We start from the raw sequence: 17232 nt of genomic DNA, 5'->3' as shown, positions 1-17232 counted from the left end.
CGCCATTCTGTCAGCATGATGACAACTGCCCAAACCAAGGACGGACTGTGAGCTGGTTTTACGAAGAACACGGAAGCCGCAAAGGCCCGCTTTCTGAAGATGGTATGCGTGCCCTCATCTCGACCGGCAGTATTGAGCACTCAACTCTGTGCTGGACCGAGGCCTTCGGTGCGGAATGGCATCCGGCAGGCAGTTGCGCGTTCTGGCCGCCCCAGCCCGAAGGAGTCCCGCCTGCCCTGCCCCCCAGCAGGGTCTCGAACCGCTGGGCTTGGCTGAGCATTCTTGGCCCCTTCGTCAGCAGCATGATCGTCAACGTTCTGGCCTGGTTCGGCAACATCCCTGACCGCCAGTCCAGCATCATTGCCGTTCTTCTCAGCTTTGCGATCATCTTCACCTCCATGCTGACAGATCGCCGCGCCCTGATTGCTGCTGGCTTCCGTCCCGGCTCTGCATTCTGGATCCTGATCCCGCCGCTCTATTTCTGGCGGCGTATCCAGTTTGTCGGCAAAGGAATGCTGCTGTTTTTCCTGTCGCTGCTGGTCTTCCTGTTCCAGTTCGTGCCTTCTTTTTCAGAAAGCTGGCACATCATGCACAACCCGAATGGCCTCTCCAGCTACGTCTCCAAACACTACGATCTCTGATCGCGATACTCAGCAGAAACGGCGATAGAACTGCTCTGTCTTGAGGGCCTGCTCTTCCAGCACATGGAAGGACAGGTCCCATGTTCTGCCCGGCTGCTGCCTCAGGCGCACAAGCCCAGCGGCAAGTGCGTCGATACAGTCCGGCTTAACCAGACAGTCCGATACATTTTCCAGAATATCCAGAACGCCCCCCGCTGCTGTCGCGCAGACAGGTAATCCTGCCGCCATCGCTTCCAGCAGCACCAGCCCAAATGGCTCCCGTCTGGAGGGCAGAACAAATCCGTCAAATGCACAGAACACATCCGGCACATCTGACCGATACCCCGCAAAAATAATGCGTTCCCTGTAATCTGCGCAGACGTTTTCAAGACGCACACGCTCCGGCCCGTCTCCAACGAGAACAAGATAGGTGTCGGTTGGCAGGGCGGCCTGTCTCCAGGCCTGAAGGAGACAATCAAACCGTTTCTCCTCCACCATTCTTCCAACGGCACAGATCACGAATGCACCTGGTGGGAGAGCATGCTGCCGACGAAAGGCTTCCCTCAGCATCGCTTGCTCCAGTGGGCAGAGAGCAGAAGGAACGGTCCAGTTCGCTATCAGGATGCTCTGGTGCTGGCAGCCTTCTGGCAGGCTGTCCTGTTGCCAACGGGCAATACAGATCAGACCATCGTGCTTTCCGTAAGTTCTGGCACGGTAAGCATTATGGAGGGTCCCGATGACGGGCGTTTTTCCCATCAGCCCCAGAACCTTCAACACCCCTGCACGGATCGAAGCCTTGCCCAGATGGGTATGGACGATGTCGAACGTCTCGCTCCGCACGACCCTGAACAGCGTTGGCAGATATCCGGCACGGTTAGCCCGGACGATGCGCACTGACGGCAAAAAGTGACGGGCAATGTCTCCACCTGTCCGGGGATCAGCCGTATGACGCTCCAGAAGCACCGTTACGTCATGCGTCAGAGCCTGCTGGTTCGCGAGTTCCGCGACATGGCGTTCCGTGCCCGCGAATTCCCGCGTCAGAAGACAGTGAAGAATCCTCACTGCCCGCCTCCTTAGCGAATACTACCGTTCCCGGCCCAGACGCCTTCAATAATAGGGCCTGTCCGCGAAGACATCCGCTGTCGGGGCGGCTGAGGCTGGCAGGCCACAAAATACAGACCGATCACAAACGTCAGCTGAGACAACGTCATAAGTTGAGACAGGATCCAGCCAATTCCCACCACATCCAGACTGCGGAAGAGCTGATAGATGAGGAATGCCATGGCGATCATCCGCATGCTCAGCATCATGGGGCGAAGGGGATTCAGCATGTTTGGCCGGATCATCGGGATCGTTTTTTTCATGCCCAGAAAGAAGGCAAGGTTCATGAACCAGATCAGCGATGTATCCACCACACCGCCCATCGTTGCGCCAAACAGCACAATCGGCAGAAGCAGCGCTGCGCCGTTCAGCATCAGCGAGCCGAGCTGAAAGCTCATGCCCAACTGCACAACGGGAAGAACTGACGGCAGTCTGTTCGCGACGGGCTGAAAGAGCCGGTCAATCAGCCAGTCATCAAAGCGGACGATAAAATTGGAAGCGGTCATAGTAGTTTTGTTCTTAGCGGCCTCTGATTGACCGCGTCACATGATTTTTTATTCATCCTTCAGCAATCCTCCCTCGGTAGACAGCATCCCTGACAGTCGATTTACTGCCTGGCAGAACATTTTACCCGTAGGAAGTTAATAACCTATGCCCGGTTTCTCCCGCCTGACCCGTGTGACACTGCTCGCAGCCTCCATGCTGGCCCCGCCTCTCCTGACGGGCGCACATGCTGCCCCTGCGGTGCCTCAGGCTGCCACGGCAGCACCGGCCTCCGTCACCCGTGCCACCTTGCCCAATGGCCTACGTGTCGTGATTGTGCGGGATACTCTGGCACCCGTCGTACAGACGATGCTCAATTATGAAGTGGGCTCCGTCAACGCACCCAAGGGTTTTCCAGGAACGGCACATGCCCTTGAGCACATGATGTTCAACGGCTCCGAAACACTCTCCCGGGACCAGCTTTCCACCATCAGCGCCCAGCTCGGCAACAATGATAACGCCGACACGACGTCTGACGTCACCCAATACTATTTCAAGGCCCCTGCTGCGGACCTTGATGTCCTTCTGCGGATCGAAGCCGGTCGTATGCGCGGGCTGAACATCACAGAGAAAGAATGGGCCCATGAAAGAGGCGCCATCGAGCAGGAAGTCTCACGCGACCTGTCGAGCCCCATCTACCGCTATCTCTCTCAGGTGCGCGCCGCACTTTACGCAGGCACACCTTACGAGCACGACGCACTCGGGACGCGTCCCTCTTTCGATGCCACGACTGCCCCGCTTTTGAAGCAGTTCTACAACTCCTGGTATGCTCCCAACAACGCCATCCTCGTTATTACGGGCGATGTGGACCCGCAGAACACCCTGAAGAAAGTTCAGGCAGCCTTTGGCAACATTGCAGCGGCTACACTTCCTGCCCGCGCTGCTGTCACACCCACGCCAGCCAAGGCACAATCCCTGTCGTTGGATACAGATCTACCCATCGGCCTTGTCACCATGGCCTGGCGGATGCCGGGACAGCGTGACCCGAACTATGCTGCCGTAACCCTGCTGGCCGACGCCATTGCCAGCCAGCGCAGTGTCCTTTTCGGTCTAGTGCCGGACGGTAAGGCTCTTGACGCAGGGTTCATGTATGACCCGGATGCGCAGGCCGGCCTCGCTGTCGCCTACGCAGGATTTCCCAAGGGAGCAAATCCGGACGAGCTCCGCCGGACGCTCGCGTCTCTCATGGATAACTTTCGCAAAAATGGAATTCCTGCGGACCTGATCGAAGCCGCCCGTCGCAAAGAGATTGCATCTCTGGAGTTCAATGCGAACAGCATTTCGGAACTCGCAGAGAACTGGTCCCAGGCTGTCGCCATCCAGCATCTTGAAAGCCCGGATGATATGATCGCGGCCTTCCGGAACGTCACGAAGGCACAGGTGGATGAGCTGGCCAAAACGCTCCTTGACCCGCAACACGCCATCAGCGCCACCCTGACGCCGAGTGAAAAGGGCAAAGCCATTGGCGGCAAAGGATTTGGTGGCGCAGAGTCTTTCAACACACCACCATCAGGCAAAGTCAGCCTCCCAGCATGGGCGGAAGAAGCCCTCGCACGGTTGAGCATTCCGGCCGCGGCACCTCTTCCCAAGGCCTATACACTTTCGAATGGTCTGCACCTTCTGGTCCAGCCCGAGCATGTCAGCCATACGGTCGAGCTGATCGGCTCCATCCGGCAGAATGCATCCCTGCAGCAGCCTGCTGGCAAGGAAGGCGTTGCTGGCCTGACGTCTGACATGTTCCTGTATGGCAGCACCTCTCATGACCGTCTGGCCCTTGCCAGCGCGCTTGATGACATCTCGGCAGATGAAAGCGCTGGCCCTGGTTTCAGTCTCAGCACACTCACCCAAAATTTCAGTAAGGGCCTGTCCCTGCTGGCAGAGCACGAACTGCACCCTGCCTTCCCGGAAAAGGCCTTCCATGTCACGCAGATGGAAGCCATTCAGGCCCGTGCGGGTGAGCTTCAGTCTCCGACCTACCGGTTTGGCCGTGCCACGCGCCGGGCACTCGTCCCGGCAACTGACCCGACCCTTCGCGAGGCTACTCCAGCCACGTTGAGCAAAATTACGCTCACTGACGTCAAAGCCTATTACACCGCCACATATCGCCCGGACCTAACGACGATTGTGGTTGTCGGGGACATCAGCCCTGAAGATGCTCATGAGCAGGTCGAGAAGGCTTTTGGCGGCTGGAAGGCTGAAGGCCCTGCCCCTGTCGTTGATCTGCCGTCCATTCCTCTCAGCAAAGCCTCTCAGGCTGTTGTCGCAGATCCAGGACGATCACAGGATGACGTGAAACTCGTGGAGACCATTGGCATGAAGGTCACGGACCCGGATCGTCATGCTCTAGCTGTCGGAAACGAAATCCTTGGCGATGGGTTCTCTTCCCGCCTGATGCAGGATTTGCGCGTTCGCACAGGCTATGTGTACGGGGCAGGAAGTGCCTTCAGTTACTCCCGGACCCGCGGCTCCTTCGGCATCAGCTTTGGTGCGGACCCGGACAAAGTGAACAAGGCACGCGCCCTGGCAATCATGGACGTGCAGGATATGCGCAGCCAGCCTGTCTCTCAGGAAAGTCTGGATCTGGCCAAGGCGTCTCTGCTGCGTCGCCAGCCCATGGCACGCGCCAGCTTTGGCGCTCTGGCTGGCAGCTATCTGGATCTGATTGATCTGGGACTGCCTTTGAATGCGCCAGCAGAAGCAGCTCAGGCGATTTACGACATGACACCTGCTCAGGTGCAGGCCGCGTTCAGCAAGTGGGTTCGCCCAGATGATCTGGCACAGATCGTCCTTGGCCCACAGCCGAAGTAAACACTCTGCTTCAGGCCGGGATATTCATATTCCGGCCTGATCCCTTAACGGCAGACCGTCATCAGAACACCACCTGAGACGATCAGCAGTCCACCGATGCAGACAGGTAAAGTCAGGGTCTGACCAAAAGCAAAATACGCCACGACCTGAGCTGCGATAAAAAACAGTGCGACATACACGCCCATCAATCGCCCGAAGTCCCAGTCGGGAAGATTGACGGTTATTCCATAAATCAGCAGCACAAGCGCACCGGCTGATATAAAACCCACACGTCCCAGACCGGCTGTATGCAGGCCAGTTCGCACGAGGGCATCACCGCCGACCTCCAGAAATGCAGCGATCAGCAACAATGCCATAAGCCAGACGGTTTGCATTTCCGAATATCCTTACAAAAAAGCCGGGCACAACAGCCCGGCTTTTAATGAAATCACAAATTCCAGTCGCTTTTCAGCCAAGGAAGCCTTCAGCCTGAAGAACCGACAGGGCCTGCTGGATACGGTGCTTGTAAAGATGCTGCTCCATCGTTCTGGCCTGTGCCTTACGGCTCATAGCCAGACGGGCTTCATCATCCCCTACGTATTTCTCAACCAGCCGCTCGAAATCAATCCGGTTTGAGAAAACCGGAATTTCGTCTGCATCGTAGTACCGGCGAAGCTCATGCGTATCTTCGTGAAACACCTGGAACGCGCCTGCCAGAGCAGCTTCAAACGTCCGGGGACCAGGCGTGGAAGGAGCGATCACAAAACGCTTGTTTTCGAAGTGGAGTGAGCGCCCCAGATTCAGAACCAGCTTGGACCGGCGATACAGTTCTACCAGCTGGGACTTCTCGATCCGGGCATCGGAGAAACCAATACCCAGCTCGCCCCAACCTGGACCGATAATCTTGATATTCAGGTTCCGCAGGACCGGCAGCAGATTGCGGACAATGTCCTTCCGGCTCGTGAACGCCACGCCACAGAACAGAACATCGATCGTTTTTTCGACATTCTCTTCGATCGGCATGTAATGCAGGCTCGGGCTTGCTGCCAGCGGAAGATGGAACACCAGATCGCGCTGATAGAAATTGTGGCCCCAGCGGTCACAGGAGAAAACGACGTCGAAGTCATCGGCGATGCGATAGTTCGCATCCTGCTCATAAGGATCTTCTGTCGCCCAGAAAACCGTCACAGCGCCAATCTTCTTGGCTTCGCGACAGACTTCGCCGAAATAGGTGCTCTCCGGCAGGTACGACCCAATGGCGAAAACGATTGTGGGCTTCAGGATCTTGATGGATGCAGCTGCTGCGGAAATATGAACAGCCGTAACGTTTTCTTCGCCAAAGCACTCAGCCCACCCATCCATGATCGACTCACGGATCTGGGCATTGGCCTGACTTTCATAACGCCCACCACTGCACACCAGAACACGTCCGGTCAGGCCAGACACTTTCCGCTCCGTTTCAGAGGAACGATCTTTCACTTCTGTCGACATAGCCTCACCTGTTTCCTTAAACTTCATGCCCCGGGTGGGTGGCGTCTTCAAGCTATACACGCCTGCAGGATCTTGGACAGATCCTGTCGGAACTGCGCTGGCGCACAATCCCGCTCCACCGCCTTCAGCGCTTCACTTCTCAGCCGGGCCCAGAGTTCGCTATCCTGATAAAGACGGGCGACATCTGACGCAAATTCTTTGGCATCATCGGCAGGCGCAGACAGCAATTCCACATCATTTGTCCAGCCGACCTGACCCGCCAGAAGGGTCGTCACAACCATTGGAACCCCGAATGCAGCAGCTTCCTGGACCTTGAACGGCAGACCGCCCGCAAACCTTGTTGGCGCTACGAAGACACGATGTCTGTCGAACAGCGGCGCAAGATCATGCACAGGACCAACAATATCCACGCGAGGATGCCGCGCAAACGCACTCACATCCACAGAAGGATGAATGAAGCCCGCGATCGTAAACCGAACGTCCGGAGGCAGAAGGTCGTCAAGGACTGGTAGAACCTCTCCGACAAACCACTCCAGACTGTCATGGTTCGGCGCGCCCTCATCATGCAGTGCCCCCAGGAAGAGAATATCTTTCCGGGCCTCGAATACCGCGCGTGTCGGACGGGTTCGCATTTCATGTCCCAGCACGGAAACATTCTCATACCCGGCACGGCGCACAAATCCGGCATCCTGCTCCGTCACCGCGACGATCTGCTGGCAGTAATGGGCGCATTCCAGTTCCCGGCGCAGCATCTCGTCAAAGCTCAACGCCGGCTTGGGCAAATCAAGCACCTTGATGCGCTCCAGCGTACGCGGCGTGGAAATCACTTCCGTATCCAGAACAGCCCCACCCGTTGGCAGGTAACGGCTGGCCTCGTTCATAATTGGCAGGAGCCGCGCCATGTTATGCGTACGTCCAACCCACACAAGATCGTAATATCCGGCCCGGGCCTGGATGAAATCCGGAAAGGTGGAAAGATGCTGATCCGCAATCAGCTCTACTGTCTCCGGGAAATCTCCAAACAGGTCCAGCTCGCTCTGATCTCTGGGCAGCATGGGAAACACTGTGACCTGATATCCCAGCGCGGCCATAGCCCGAACCACATCATTGGAGCGGACATACCCTGAGCCCAAGCGCCTTAATGGCAGGCGGTCTTCAATGAACAGGATGTGCTTCCGATCTGAACGCCGCTCGCGAGCCTGCACTGCATTTCGGATATGAGCCGGCTGCTGATGGCGCAGGAAATCCTGATGCACGCGCGAAAAAATCCGCAGATTGGCGTGCATCAGGGTCTGAGATCCGGCAGAGCCAGAACTGCCGTACTCAAGATGCTCAACCACCACGTTAGGATCATAGACGATCCGCGCACCCATCTTGAGAATACGAACGCACAAATCCGCATCTTCAAAATAAGCGGGACGGTACCGTAAATCGTAGCCGCCCAACTGAATCAGAATGGACGACCGCACCATGAGAAACGCTGCGGAACAATAGTCCACATCTCTCACAAAATTCGCTTCAGGGAGGTTCGGACTATCTTCGCGGCGATATCCATACGTCGCGCCATCACGCCAGATAATGGAGCCTGCTTCCTGCAGGCGCATATTGGTGCGGATCAGCTTCGCCCCCACCGCCCCGATATCGCTGTCCGAACGCAGACGCTGCAAGGCATGTGCGATACTGGCCGGGTAGAGACGCAGATCGTTGTTCAGATAAAGAACAAATGGCGCATCAACTTCTGCAAGACCTGCATTACAGCCTTCCAGATATCCAATGTTATACCTGAAACGCAGGATCTTGGCGCCGTGAACCATTTCGTCGAGACGACGTGTCTGATCGTGTGAACCAGAATCCACAACGATCAGCTGGATGGCTCCGGCATAGTTTGCACGTAGGGACGCCAGAGCCTGCATCGTCAGCGCAATCCGGTCATAGACCACGACAATGACACTGAGTTCCGGCACACCCGCAACCGTGAAATCCAGCGGGTGCCGCGCCAATGCGGGAAGGAGCGCCTCAGCTTCCCGTTCAAAAACCTGCCTTGACTGACTTTCCTCAATCTCCGGGGCTTCAACCAACGAAGCGCGCTGCCCCTCTCCCATTCTGGCCGCAACCAGATGAGCAAAGGGACTGTCATACAGGTGATTGCGAACGTCGTTGCGGACCTGTGGGCGGCTCAGGTGAGCGGCAAGATCCACGCCCGCTTCAGGCGCGCGCCCTTCATGAGCTCCGAACAGCAGAAAATGCTCATAGCCGTTCCGAAAGGACCCCATATCCAGACAGGCAACCACATCCGGATGTGTGTCTGCGTAGAAGCTCTCGGAAAACATTTCCTGCGGATTAAAAAGCCGGGGTGTTTCATTGGTAAGATAATGATGAAGGGCACTGCTGTACCGCCCTTCAGCAATTTCACTCCGCACTTCCGGATAGCGTTCCAGATACCAGACCGGATCAAAATACCAGGAAACACGCCCTGCATCCGCAATCTCGGACGGCAGACTGAGCCAAGATGCAAACAGGCCGATACGGCTGTCAAAATAATCCGGAAAGCGGAGGGCAAGCCGACGACAGAGCTCATCATCGAAAAAACGATGGCCGCTATAATAACGTGCCTCGCCAATTTCTAGATAATGGTCGTAGCCGTTGAAAAACCCCTGCTCTTCCAGGGAGCGACGGGTCAGTTCAGGATACCGTCGAAGATAATCAACTTCGTCAAAAAGCCAGTGTGCCGAAAGGCCATGATATCCTTCGGCGCAATAATGCTCGAAGCCGGACCGATATTTTTCCTGAATCAGATCCCTACGAACGTCTGCGTAGGTTTCCCGATACCAGATTTCATCAAAATACCGGTTCGGAGAATGACCGTATCGCTGACCTGTTTCAATATAGAACGCGTGAAGGTCCTGATGACCTTCATCACGCATCCAGTCCCCAACCTCCGGATAACGCAGCAGATACCACTGCGCATCAAACTGGCGCCAGCGAGGCTCGCGCGCAGCCGAGGAGGACTCAGGAACCGGATCGGACATAAAAAAACTGACCCCCAGGTTCAGGCGATGGCTTTCTCATTCAAAAGCTGTTCAGACCGCTCGGCCTGCTCCGGCGTCAGATCTTCACGGCCTGTGGACACAATGCGTCCACCATCGAAAGCTGCAACCAGATCAGTAATGTATGTGCCGAAAACGTCGCCCGTCACATTGATCAGAGCTACCCGATAAACCCCATCCATCGGGCGGGCATAGCCCTGCATTGGGTTCAGTATTCCAGAAAAGCCCGCACAAAGCGGAGCATCACGATGCACAACCGCTACATCCTGGCGGGCAATACGGTCCATGCCGAACAAAGTGACTTCATCACGTTCTTTATGGATAAGCCCAACATAGAGCTGGCCTGCCCGGGACAGATTTTTCAGGAACGCCCAGCCGCGCACATAGATGCCCCCGAACGGATCGACATCCTGCACAGGAGACCCAATGACGCCTGTGAACTCGTCGATGAAATTCTCTAGCATTCCGCTGCCATACGGATGGAGGTCTTTCTTCTGGAAGCCAGACAGCTTGATGCCGCGCAACAGACCGTCGCTATGAGAAATCCGATTAAAATCAGACAAAATGACATCGTTGGAAGGCATCGAACGATGAATTTTGTCGATCTTACCGCCCTCGACCTCAATCTGGACCGAAGTAAGCTGGAACGCTGCCTGCCCGTTGATGACATTGATCAGGCCAACGCGGAAACGACCTTCACACCACTTCCCACGCAGAGCTGTCTTGCCGGAGAAGCCAGAACGACGTGGAGACCCGTTGAACATCTCAACAATGTCCCCACGAATTTCACGTTCACACTCAAGGAAAATCAGCGGACTGTCTGCACCTTCTTCGATCAGAACTGCCAACATGCGGCCGGCTGTACTGATCCCGGGAAGAAGGAACCAGCCCCGGATATGAAATTCGTTGGCGCCTTCGAAATCTTCATCTTCGCTCGTGGCAAAGACGTGATGACAGACGTCATCAATATAGCACTCAGCGCCCTGGATGGAGAACCAGTCCGAAACAGGAATAGGTAGCTCAACGGAGAGATCACGTGTTGTCGGCGGATCAAAAATATGACGCGGCGGAGCCTGATGGCGCCATGATGGATGCGGAAGAAGATGGACTTGCCCAGCATCCAACCGCAGGTCCGAAACGCCCATCGGACGACGCGGCACTACACCCTGATAAAGCTTCAGCAAACCGTCCGCATATTCACGGGCATGGGTCCAGAGATGCGGGCCAATGTTTGCCATGATTTTCTTGCGCACAGGCTCAGAAGAACGCAGCAGTTCAAGCCGCTCCAGAACCATGCTTGGACGATTGATCGGAACCTTGAAACCGTTAACACCATCTTCGACGCGATCCCCCAGAGCGCCGACATCCGTCACAATGGGGATCAGGCCATTCTGCCAAGCTTCGGAGAGGGAAATACAATAGGTTTCCGGCCAGATTGACAGGTTGAGTGCAACATCTGCCTTTTTCAGAGCCTCGATATCGCCCATGTCATATCGGCCGTACAGCTTCACGTTCGACCGGCTGCCAGCATTCAGAACAGCTTCGTATTCTGGATGCACATAACCGAAGATATGAAAGACAAAATGATCCGGATGAGCGATTTCGATCAGGCTCAGGATCGTATCTGCCCCCTTGGTGCGCAGGAAATTACCAACTATCGCAACATGCAGAGGAGCATCACCCAACGGAGCGTAGCTCTTCGGCTTAACCGGCACCGTGTTTTCAGGGCTCGGAATACCCGTAATCAGACTGATTTTTTCGTTAAGGATCGGATAGATCTCATGCGTCAGATCACGAGAATGCTGCGTCCCAAACATAATGGCATCAACAGAGTGAAGCATCTTGGCGACAAAGGCCCGACGCGTCTGCTCGCCACCATGATCCACATTTTCGGAAGCCTTCAGCGTGATATCCGCTGACAGGACAGAGCGGACTTCGTCTTCCACATACCGCAGTTCATGGTTCAGCAGGTTGTAGCGCGCTGAAACAAGCCAGAAGTCATGCGCAGAGAACACGACGCCGACACCATTGGCCTTGGCGATGATCGGCAAGGAAAGGGCGTGATGTCCGAGATGCTGGAAATGGACAATGTCCATGTTGTACTGGCTGATGACGCTTGAAAACGCCATCTCCTCTGGCGCATCGCACATTGCGTCTTGCCAGCCCACTTCCGGCACATCGAAGCGTTCGAGCTCCTGACCACTTGCCGTCGTCAGACGGCAGAATGTGCCACGACGCAGCCAGTAAAAGAACTCAACGTCACGTCCAAGCAGGGAGCAAAGAGCCTGCTGGTAAACTTCAACACCACCCCAGGCCTGCTCGTGAATTGTGGAATGCGTGCACATCAGCACCCGCAGACGGCGGCGACGCTCAACCGGGAGGATGTCAGCAGCCTTACGGCGACCAAAATCAGCGCCAGTGATGTCACGCATCTTTTCGAGACGGTGCTCATAAAGATGATGTGCCAGTACCGACTTCTGAGACGCCTGAGCTGCTTTGCGACGCGTGTTCTTGTTGTTCAGGATGCGGGCAACAGCATCCACGACGCCATCAGGATCACGCGCAAGGCTGATCCCCTCTACAGTATCGAAATGCTCGCTGCCCATGCTTTCAGGCGCTTCGACAACCTGTGCCGTACCGCCCAAAGCCAACTCGAAAAAGCGTGGTCCCGGAGCCGTCGCCTGGCTGACATCGCCATGGCTGGCATAATCGCGGAACATCGTCAGAGTAACGGCGCTGACATTCGCAAAATCAATAAAGGCTTCGTGGCTGATCGGCCGCTGGATCGCAAGTGCAGCAAGATCTGCGGGCAGCGGTGGCAGGTACTCGTTACCGGGGCAAACAAGCTTCAGTCTGGCATCCGGGAAGGCCGCAATCACGCGCCGCAGTGTCTGGACGCGGTTCGGCCACATCGTGCCAGCAAAGAAAATATCATATTCCAGCTCTGCCGCAGAGAGAACCTTGCGCTCATGAATAGAACGACTGGCCGCCAGAGGAAGATAGTGCCCCTTGCCATGGTAGTATTCGGCGCAGGACGGATCATTCGTAAAGACGAAGTCAAAAAGGCCGGCATTCTCAACATTGAAGTCCCGCATGAACGGGTCTTCAAAGGTCCAGAGAATTAATGTCTTGAATGCAGGGCGAACGCGACGAATCAGTGGAAGATTGATCCGTTGTGCGTCCAGACAGATCAGAACGTCATGCTCACCGGAGGCAGCAATACTGCCCAGGGACATATTGTCAGCGACAACAATCTGGTCATTGCCAAATAGAGATCGAGCAGCCCGTTCAACCGCCAGCGTAAGGTAGGAATTGGGATTGTGGGTATAATTTGTGTTGTAAATAACCGCCATCAATCTCCTGAGCGCAGAACGCCCACTCCCATCTCAAACTGACTTCATCAGTCTTCTGGACATGAGACCACAAGACCGCTGCCGTCACGATACTCTTAATTCTTACCTGAAGGTTTACAGCAACAAAAGCCCCTGACAAGAAAGAAGATCATTACATCCCAAATACAAAAAGGGCCGCTTGCGCGGCCCTTTTCTAAAATCATGACAACATAGAGTTATCTGATTTTCAGTCTCTTCAGACGTCTGTAGTACGACGACGAATTGCCGCGCCCAGAATGTCACCCAGGGAAGCGCCCGAGTCAGAAGAACCGTATTCGTTGATCGCAGCCTTGTCTTCCTCGACCTCACGGCCGCGGATCGTCAGCGCGAGCTTACGGGAAGCACGGTCAACGGAAACAATCTTCGCATCGACCTTTTCGCCAACGGCGAAACGCTCCGGACGCTGCTCCGCCTTGTCACGAGCCAGCTCTGCACGACGGATGAAGCCGGTCAGCAGATCGTCGACCTTCACTTCGATACCGTTAGCCTGAACTGCCGTCACGACGCAGGTTACAACAGCGCCCTTCTGGATGCGGGACAGGGTGTCGGCTGCCGGATCTTCCTGAAGCTGCTTGATGCCCAGGGAGATGCGCTCTTTCTCAGGATCCACGTCGAGGACCTTGGCCTTAACGACCTGACCCTTTTCGTAGTTCGCCATGGCTGCTTCGCCAGCTTCGTCCCAGGACAGGTCGGACATGTGAACCATGCCGTCGATGTCTGCGGAGAGGCCGATGAACAGACCGAACTCGGTGATGTTGCGGATTTCTCCTTCGATGACAGAGCCAACCTTGTGCTCTTCTTCGAACTGCTCCCAAGGGTTGCGCTGAACCTGCTTGAGACCAAGCGAAATACGACGCTTGGAGCTGTCCACGTCCAGAACCATGACGTCGACTTCCTGGGAAGTAGCGACGATCTTGCCCGGATGGACGTTCTTCTTCGTCCAGGACATCTCGGAAACGTGCACCAGACCTTCGACGCCCGGCTCCAGCTCGACGAATGCACCGTAGTCGGTGATGTTCGTGACGCGACCCGTGAAGCGGGCACCAGCTGGGTACTTGATGGCAACGTTTTCCCACGGATCAGCTTCAAGCTGCTTCATGCCGAGGGAGATACGCTGCGTGTCCGGGTTGAAGCGGATGACCTGCACGCGAACCGGCTGACCGATCTGCAGAGCTTCGGACGGGTGGTTGATGCGCTTCCATGCGATGTCGGTGACATGCAGGAGGCCGTCAACGCCGCCGAGGTCAACGAACGCACCGTAGTCGGTGATGTTCTTGACGACGCCGTCAAGGATCATACCTTCCTTCAGGCCCTGGATCAGCTCGGAGCGCTGCTCTGCACGGGTCTCTTCAAGAACGGCACGACGGGACACAACGATGTTGCCACGTGCGCGATCCATCTTCAGGATCTGGAACGGCTGCGGCTGACCCATCAGCGGGCCGACGTCACGAACCGGACGGATATCAACCTGGCTGCCCGGAAGGAACGCCATTGCGCCGCCCAGATCAACCGTGAAGCCACCCTTGACGCGACCATAGATCGTGCCATTGACGCGCTGGTTGTTGCCGAATGCACGCTCCAGAGCGGTCCATGCTTCTTCACGACGAGCCTTCTCGCGGGAAAGAACGATGGAACCGTCACGGTCTTCGTAACGCTCGACATACAGCTCGACAACGTCGCCCGGCTTTACGTCCGGAGCAGCGCCTGGCGGGCCGAATTCCTTAAGGGAAACGCGACCTTCGCTCTTGAGACCAACATCAACGATAGCGAATTCGTCGGTCAGACGGATCACGCGGCCAGTGACGACGGAGCCGTCAAAACCGGTGTCGCGGCCCAGGGTCTCTTCGAGGAGGGCTGCAAAATCTTCCATGCCGTGAGCGGCAGGGGCCTGTGTGGCTGAAGCCATGTAAATACAATATTCCCGGATTTTCGGCCTGAAACCGATCATCCACGTCTGCGCCACGCGGATCGAAATCTGGCATGACGACTCCCCGCTGCCTCAAAAGGTCAGACCGGGTCCGTTAAATTATGGCCCGCACGCAAAACGCATGACGGACGACACTTTCCCCCTTCGGGCAAGGCGCTAACCCGCAACAACACCTTCCACAGGCGCTCTGTCAATAAAAAAACAGGTGTCAGACGGGCAGATACCGCAACTCAGATCCGAGTTACACGCCGTCTGATTTCTTCGTGCGCCTTTTCAAGCACTTGCTCAGCAGAAAGCTCATCCGTCTCAATCAAAAGCGCATCTGCGGCCTGTACCAGAGGCGCAGTATCCCGCGAGGAATCCCGCGAGTCACGCGCGATGATCTCAGCGATTGCAGCGTCCAGTTCAGCCTCTGTGATCGCTGCGTCCCGGTGCAACTGGCGATGGCGACGAAGGGCCCGCGCCCTAGGGGAGGCCGTGATGAAAAACTTCACGTCCGCATCCGGGAAAACAACTGTGCCGATATCCCGCCCGTCAACAACGGCCCCTGTCTGGGCGGCGAACACACGTTGACGCTCCAGAAGAGCCTCACGCACAGCAGACTGGCTAGCTACGAGTGAGGCGCCGCGGTCGATTTCCGGAACGCGCAGATCGCTTCTCCGCAGATCCTCCTGCTCAAGCGCTTCCGCCTGTGCAGAAGCATCGCCCGCAGGGTCAAGACCGGCATCAATCATGCGCCTTGCAACCGCACGATACAGGAGGCCCGTGTCCAGATAGGGCAAGGACAGCCGGGAGGCGAGCGCCTTGGCCAGCGTCCCCTTTCCAGCAGCCGCCGGCCCATCAACGGCAATGACGAGCGGACGGCTCATGCCCGGATATCCGCACCCAGACCATTCATGAGGTCAACGAAACCGGGAAAGCTGGTTTCAATGAAGGCCGTATCATCAATATGGACCGGCTTCTGCGCCGCCAGACCAAAGACAATCCCACTCATGGCCAGACGATGATCCATATGCGTCGTCACACTTCCACCACCCAAGGGTCCTTGGAAACCACGAACGATCAGGTCATCGCCAACCACTTCGGTTTCGGCACCATTCACATTCAGCAGGGAGACGGTTGCGGCCAGACGGTCACTTTCCTTCACCCGAAGTTCTTCCAGACCACGCAGACGGGAGGCCCCTTCCGCAAAAGCACAGGCCACGGCCAGAACGGGATATTCGTCAATCATGGACGGTGCGCGCTCTGGTGGCACATCCACGCCCTTGAGCTTGCTATGTCGTGCGCGAAGGTCACCCACAGGTTCCCCGCCCTCAACGCGCTCGTTTTCGATAGTCAGATCAGCACCCATTTCGAGCAGAGTGGTGAACAGACCCGTCCGAAGCGGATTCAAACCGACATTCTCAATCAGCAGATCGGAACCAGGAACCAGCAGAGCGGCCACAAGCGGGAATGCAGAAGACGACGGGTCACCCGGAACTGTCACGTCCCGTGCGGTCAGCTTCACTGGTCCGGTCAGCTCGATTCGGCGTCCACCAGCATCCAGAACGGAAACATCAACATCCACGCCAAAATGACGGAGCATATTTTCTGTATGATCGCGGGTGGCGACAGGCTCTTCTACAATCGTCCGGCCAACGGCATTCAGCCCGGCCAGAAGAACTGCTGATTTCACCTGCGCAGAAGCAACTGGCAGACGGTATTCAAGCGGTGTCGCCTGACCATTGCCACGCACGGCCATCGGCAAACGGCCGCCCTCACGGGACAAAAACTCGGAACCGTTCTTCGAAAGCGGGTCCATCACCCGACGCATTGGACGGGAGCGCAGGGAAGCATCCCCGGTCATGACGCTGTTCATCTGGTGGGAAGAAAGAATACCGGACAGGAGCCGCGCTGCTGTCCCGGAATTCCCCATATCCAGCACGTCTGCCGGCTCCGTCAGCTCACCGACGCCACGGCCGTCGATGGTCCAGACGGCACCGTCACGCGTGATCGTCGCACCCAGCGCGCGCATGGCGTCTGCGGTGCGCAGAACGTCTTCACCCTCCAGAAGGCCGTAAACCTTCGTACGGCCATGTGCGAGAGAGGCCAGCATCAGCGAACGATGGCTGATGGATTTATCACCCGGTACGAGGGTACGGCCGGAAAGTCCCTTCGGGGACGCGGAAACTGTCAGAGGTCGCGCTTGCATGTGCACTTTCATGCGAGGGTCATTCCTGTGTGTCAATCACCCTGAAATACGTCCCCTCATGCAGATTTCGGGACACTTGGAGTTTGACATGGCGGAAACAAGCTGGCATGGCCGCGTTCCTTATCCGAGGCAT

General features: G+C 56.5%; 11 protein-coding genes. 2 read left to right on the top strand and 9 right to left on the bottom strand.

Translation table 11 applies throughout. The features are described from left to right. Positions 1 to 47 precede the first annotated feature (47 nt). A complete protein-coding gene (locus KP708_RS06095) occupies positions 48 to 641 on the top strand; it encodes a DUF4339 domain-containing protein (protein WP_064273616.1) in 594 nt (197 codons plus the stop codon). 9 nt (positions 642 to 650) lie between these two features. Here the strand turns inward: KP708_RS06095 and KP708_RS06090 are convergent, their stop codons facing one another. After that, positions 651 to 1682: a glycosyltransferase gene (locus KP708_RS06090; RefSeq protein ID WP_215749258.1), complete on the bottom strand. Its 1032-nt coding sequence runs from the start codon at positions 1680 to 1682 to the stop codon at positions 651 to 653. An 11-nt stretch (positions 1683 to 1693) separates the two neighbouring features. After that, positions 1694 to 2227 (bottom strand): hypothetical protein, encoded by a 534-nt coding sequence (locus KP708_RS06085; RefSeq protein ID WP_215749260.1) that lies wholly within the window; start codon positions 2225 to 2227, stop codon positions 1694 to 1696. A 145-nt stretch (positions 2228 to 2372) separates the two neighbouring features. On the opposite strand from KP708_RS06085, the gene KP708_RS06080 reads away from it, so the two are divergent. After that, positions 2373 to 5072, top strand: a complete 2700-nt coding sequence (locus KP708_RS06080; RefSeq protein WP_215749262.1) for a pitrilysin family protein — start codon at positions 2373 to 2375, stop codon at positions 5070 to 5072. A 44-nt stretch (positions 5073 to 5116) separates the two neighbouring features. Here KP708_RS06080 and KP708_RS06075 read toward each other — a convergent pair whose 3' ends face one another. The 7 genes from KP708_RS06075 to aroA all read right to left on the bottom strand — a co-directional run bounded on the left by KP708_RS06075 (position 5117) and on the right by aroA (position 17099). Next, a complete protein-coding gene (locus KP708_RS06075; protein WP_215749264.1) occupies positions 5117 to 5446 on the bottom strand; it encodes a hypothetical protein in 330 nt (109 codons plus the stop codon). A gap of 73 nt (positions 5447 to 5519) precedes the next feature. Then, positions 5520 to 6542, bottom strand: a complete 1023-nt coding sequence (locus tag KP708_RS06070; protein WP_202206269.1) for a glycosyltransferase — start codon at positions 6540 to 6542, stop codon at positions 5520 to 5522. 47 nt (positions 6543 to 6589) lie between these two features. Continuing rightward, positions 6590 to 9571 (bottom strand): glycosyltransferase, encoded by a 2982-nt coding sequence (locus KP708_RS06065; RefSeq protein WP_215749266.1) that lies wholly within the window; start codon positions 9569 to 9571, stop codon positions 6590 to 6592. 20 nt (positions 9572 to 9591) lie between these two features. After that, the gene (locus KP708_RS06060; RefSeq protein WP_215749268.1) at positions 9592 to 12942 is read right to left on the bottom strand and encodes a glycosyltransferase; all 3351 of its coding nucleotides are present in this window, start codon (positions 12940 to 12942) and stop codon (positions 9592 to 9594) included. 235 nt (positions 12943 to 13177) lie between these two features. Then, the gene (gene rpsA, locus KP708_RS06055) at positions 13178 to 14887 is read right to left on the bottom strand and encodes a 30S ribosomal protein S1 (protein WP_202206266.1); all 1710 of its coding nucleotides are present in this window, start codon (positions 14885 to 14887) and stop codon (positions 13178 to 13180) included. A 251-nt stretch (positions 14888 to 15138) separates the two neighbouring features. Continuing rightward, a complete protein-coding gene (gene cmk, locus KP708_RS06050) occupies positions 15139 to 15777 on the bottom strand; it encodes a (d)CMP kinase (protein ID WP_215749270.1) in 639 nt (212 codons plus the stop codon). Continuing rightward, positions 15774 to 17099 carry a 3-phosphoshikimate 1-carboxyvinyltransferase gene (aroA, locus tag KP708_RS06045; RefSeq protein ID WP_215749468.1) on the bottom strand — a complete coding sequence of 442 codons (1326 nt, stop codon included), beginning with the start codon at positions 17097 to 17099 and terminating at the stop codon, positions 15774 to 15776. Before aroA ends, cmk begins: the two co-directional genes overlap by 4 nt. Positions 17100 to 17232: the final 133 nt, after the last annotated feature.

The sequence above is a fragment of the Gluconobacter sp. P5H9_a genome, from assembly GCF_018812085.1.
GTDB lineage: Bacteria > Pseudomonadota > Alphaproteobacteria > Acetobacterales > Acetobacteraceae > Gluconobacter.
The sequence above is the reverse complement of the archived record's forward strand: the minus strand, read 5'-3'. Positions and strand labels throughout refer to the sequence as shown.